Here is a 4,280-nt window from a genome sequence, read left to right as displayed (position 1 = left end):
CCCCCGGGGCGCGCCCTCCCCGGGTTATGGGGGGCGGGCCGGTCCCCACACTCTCCCGGCCCGGTCCCCGGCGGGGCCGACAGCCCTGGGCGGCGCCACGGCGACCACACAGCCAGCGCCACTGCCGCGGGCAACGCCCAGACGGCGAGTGCGGTGCGCCAGGTTCCGGGGAGGTGGTCGGCGAGGGGTACCGCGATTCCGGATGCTGTCGCGGCGGCCGCCGTCATCGCGGTGGCATAGCCCGCGGTCACCGCGGCGATCCGCGGGCCCGGGACACCGCCGCGGACGATCGACGGCAGTAGGACGTTGGCGAATGCTATTGCGGCGGAAAGTATTACGGTGCCCACGAACAGCATGGGCAAAGCGGGCAGCGAGCGGGCGAGCAGGCCGACCAGCAGGACCGCCAGCGCGGGTACCACCAGCCGCGCCGCGCCCTGCTGCGCCATCCGCGCCGCCAGCGGCGAGAGTACCGCGAACGCCACCAGCGGCAGCGCGGTGAGCACGCCGCCCCACGCCGACGACATTCCGGTATCCGCACCGATATTCGGCAGCAGCGGACCCACGCCCGTGAGCGCGGCCCGCAGGTTCACCCCCACGAGCACGACCGCGATCACGACACCGGCGGTGGTATCGCGACCGCGATCGGCCAGGGAGACGGTCATCGGCTCGAGGAGCCGCCGCGCGCACCGCCGAAGGTCATCCGCCGAAGCACGGTGTCGCGCAGGATCAGTGCGTGGAACAGCACCGCGCAGATGTGCGCGGTGAAGGCCGCGAGCAGCGCGTAGGCCAGGACGCTGTGCAGGGTCCGCAACCCGGCGTACAGGCCCGCGTCGGTCGGCACGATCGCCGGGATGCGCAGGCCGCCGAGGATGTGGATCGGTATGCCTGAGGCCGACACCAGGCACCAGCCGACGATCGGCTGCGCCAGGAACAGCGCGTACATGAGGAATTCGGACGCGCTGGCCACCAGCCGCTCCGGTCGGCTCAGCGGATCCGGGTCCTGCCGCGGGGGCCGCTGCCGCACCCGGTTGGCGATGCGGATGACCGCCAGCACCAGGATCACCAGCCCCAGCGTCTTGTGGATGCTGAGCAGCTGCCCGTAGTTCCCCAGGGAGCCGACCATCGAGCCGCCGATGAAGATCATCGCCACGATCGATACGGCCATGAGCCAGTGCAGGATTCGCGCCGCCATGCCGAATCGGGTGGTGTCTGTCGCCGCTTCGCGCAGGGTCATCGGGCCGCCTCCGCATTCACCGCGCCGGCGCCGCCGTCCTCGCCCGCGCGCCGCCGGAACGATTCCGCATAGGCGGCCGAACGCGCCTGCAGCAGCGGATCGTCCGAGGGGGCGATGCCCTTCGGCAGCACCAGTGGATCGAAGTTCACCTCTTGCACATTCCCCGACGATTCGGTGCGCACCTGATCGATCACGATGGTGCCCACCGGAATCCGGCGCCGCTCGGCGGGCCACGGCTTGGTGGCGTCGTGGGTCGGGTCGACGCCGGGTTCGCCGACGACGAGCACCATCGTCCACCGCACCGGTGCGTTCTTGATCTCCGAGACCAGCGGATCGAACAGCGCCCCGGAGGGATTCGACGGCATGCGATTCTCCGGCTCCAGATGCCAGCGCACGGGCACGGTCCGGCCGTTGTGGTCGGTGCACTCGAAGGCGTTGAGGCCGTAGAACGTCGAGCCGGCGAAGGTCGGCGCCGGTGGTTTCGCGCCGATGATCTCGAGCGCCGCGGCGGTCGCCGGATGGGAGGCGATGTGCTGGTTCATCCGCGCCGGATCGGGCTTGCCGGTCGCCGGATCGACCGCGAATGCCAGTGTGCGCGTGTAGAAGTCCTCCGGGGTGGCGTCCAGGAATACCGGAATGTTGATCATCGCCAGCCGCCACTGCTCCCCGCCGGGCAGGAACATCTGCAGGCCCAGGCCGCGCGGTGCCTCCATATCGTCGGGCATCCGCGGATTACCGCCGCCGAGCGAGAAGCGCCCCGCCAGCCGATAGCGCCCCTCCCGGAACGCCGACGCCTCGCACACCTGCGCACCGGCGCCGTTGCTCTCGAAATATCCCGCCACGGCAACGCCTTTGGCGTGATTGCGGCGGTAGCCGGGAAACCGGCCCCCGGCGGTGGCTTCCAATCTGTCGACCATGCGCCGGGCGGTCAGCCGCCACGGCCCCACGATGTCCTCGCTGAACAGGAATCCGCCGATCCCCGCGAGCCCGACCCCGGCGATGGCGGCGGCGCCCAGCAGCGTGCGGCGATCCAGCGACGGACCTCGGCCGTCGGTCATGATGTCTCCCCTCCTCGATCGTTCGACCGGTGCGGATGCACGGCCCTCACGGCGGCCCCATGGACCAGAGCTGTTGTGCCCATTCGATATCCACGTCCGGCTTCTCGACCAGCATCATGTCCGTCGGCGGCGCCGGGACGGTCCCCGATTCGATGCGGATGTCGATCACGTAGGGACGGCCACTCTCGATGATCTTGAATCCGCGCTCGACGGCCTCCCGCAGCTTGCGTCCGTCGGTGACCACCTCGCCCTCGATGTCGAACGTCGCCGCGATCTTGGCGAAATCCTGCGCAGGCTCCCCCAGCCGCAGATACCAGGCGTCGTGGGCGGGCTGCCAGTCGTAGAGCTTCTCGATGTTCTGCAGCCCGGTCATGAGGGTCTTGTACTCGTGGTTGTTCAGCACCAGGTACAGCACCGGCAGCTCGAATTTCCGTGTGGTCCACCAGGAATTGGTGTGGAACAGCGCCGAACCGTCCCCGACGATGTCGACCACCAGCCGCTCGCGGCCCAGTGCCAGGGCGATGCCGATCGAGGCGGGCAGCGAAAAGCCCAGGGCACCACCGGACGTGCAGAAGTAGGCGTCGGGATGGTCGTACTGGATGGCCTTCTGGATCGCGGGCAGCACCGAGAAGTCCTCGTTGATGACGGTGATCGGCTTGGCGAGCGTCTGCTGCACCTGCGCGACGACCATCGGCACCTGGTGATCGGGGATGGGTGTGCCCGCGGGACCGGGGAATTCGGCGGCCGACTCCGCGAAGGCCGCGTCCCGGCGGGCGTCCAGGGCGAGAATGGCCTTGTTGCGCGCCGCCGCCTCGTCGGTGTCGTAGGCGGCATGCTCGGCGACGGCCTCGATGATGGCGGGCAGCGTGGCCTTGATATCGCCGAGCACGCCGACCTCGGCGTAGTGGTTCTTGCCGATCTCCCACGCATCGTTGTGCAGCATCACCTGGGTGAGATGGGCGGGCAGGATCGGGCCGTTCTCCCAGCGGAACACCAGGATCTGCGCCTGCGAGTTCACCCCGATCTGGAAGAGGGTGTCGAAGTCCTCGAGCTGTTTGTGCACGCCCTCCTGGGACGGCATCAGCTCACCCTGCCAGTGCGGCAGGTTGTTCGGGTAGTTCATCCGGCTGGCCTGGTTCTCCGAATACACCGCGGCGCCGAGCAGATACGACAGCCGCTCGATCTCGGGCCAGGCGTCCGCCTCGCCGACGCCGTCGCCGACCAGCAGCACCGGGCGCTTCGCGCGAGCGAGCGTCTCCGCGGCGGCGGCGATTCCGGCGGGGTCACCGGTCACCGCGTGCGCGATGCGGGTGAAGCGCCCGGTGTCGGGCATGGTCGGGCTCTCCAGCAGGAGATTCCAAGGGATGGAAAGGAATACGGGCCGCAGCGGCGGCACCGTCAGTTCCTTGAACGCGCGCTGCAGGACCAGGGGCAGTTCGTCGATATCGCGCACCTCGTGCGCCCACTTCGCGTACTGCCCGGCCGTGCGCACCAGGTCCGAGGCCAGAATCGGTTCCTGGATCAGCAGGTCGCTGTGCTGCTGCCCGCACAGCACCAGCACCGGAATGTTGGACCGGTAGGCGTTGTACAGGTTGTCGATGATGTTGGCGGTGCCGGGCGTGACGTGCACGATGGCCGCGCCGGGGCGCCCGGAGATGCGGGCGTACCCCATCGCGGCGCCGACGGCGATGTTCTCGTGCAGGCACGGCACGTAGGAGACCTCGTTCTCCGGGATGGTGGTGCCGTCGATCAGCGGAATCTCGTGCGTGCCGGGCACACCGAAGGCGTAGTCGATTCCGGCCGCGCGCAGATAGTCGAAGATGATGTCGCGGCCGAGCTTCTTGTCGGGTGTGTGCATGGTCCTTCTTCGTGATCGGTGGTGTCAGTGGCCCGTCCACTGCGGCGGGGGGGTTGGCACCCAACCCCGCCGGGCCCCCCCCGGGGGGGCGGGGGGGGAGGGGAAGGGGTCCCCCGGGGTTTTAACCCCC

General features: G+C 69.5%; 4 protein-coding genes. All 4 read right to left on the bottom strand.

The annotated features are described in order from the left end of the window. Window positions 1-662, bottom strand: a 662-nt coding sequence (locus QH290_RS20535) for an MFS transporter (RefSeq protein WP_483244250.1), incomplete at its 3' end; no start/stop codon positions are given. Beyond that, complete coding sequence (locus tag QH290_RS20530) at window positions 659-1,234, bottom strand: cytochrome b (RefSeq protein WP_280269375.1); 576 nt, start codon at window positions 1,232-1,234, stop codon at window positions 659-661. The genes QH290_RS20535 and QH290_RS20530, both read right to left, overlap by 4 nt. After that, a complete protein-coding gene (locus QH290_RS20525; protein ID WP_280269376.1) occupies window positions 1,231-2,292 on the bottom strand; it encodes a catalase family peroxidase in 1,062 nt (353 codons plus the stop codon). Before QH290_RS20525 ends, QH290_RS20530 begins: the two co-directional genes overlap by 4 nt. Window positions 2,293-2,338: 46 nt before the next feature. Further along, on the bottom strand, window positions 2,339-4,150 hold the full coding sequence (locus QH290_RS20520) for a thiamine pyrophosphate-binding protein (protein WP_280384521.1): 1,812 nt from the start codon (window positions 4,148-4,150) through the stop codon (window positions 2,339-2,341). Window positions 4,151-4,280: the final 130 nt, after the last annotated feature.

Origin of the sequence: Nocardia wallacei, from assembly GCF_029869545.1 — a bacterium.
Classification (GTDB): Bacteria; Actinomycetota; Actinomycetes; order Mycobacteriales; family Mycobacteriaceae; genus Nocardia; species Nocardia wallacei_A.
The sequence above is the reverse complement of the archived record's forward strand: the minus strand, read 5'-3'. Positions and strand labels throughout refer to the sequence as shown.

Bases quoted from the DNA above. Each gene is read 5' to 3' on its own strand.
- QH290_RS20530 (WP_280269375.1), bottom strand. From the start codon at position 1,234: ATGACCCTGCGCGAAGCGGCGACAGACACCACCCGATTCGGCATGGCG.
- QH290_RS20525 (WP_280269376.1), bottom strand. From the start codon at position 2,292: ATGACCGACGGCCGAGGTCCGTCGCTGGATCGCCGCACGCTGCTGGGC.
- QH290_RS20520 (WP_280384521.1), bottom strand. From the start codon at position 4,150: ATGCACACACCCGACAAGAAGCTCGGCCGCGACATCATCTTCGACTAT.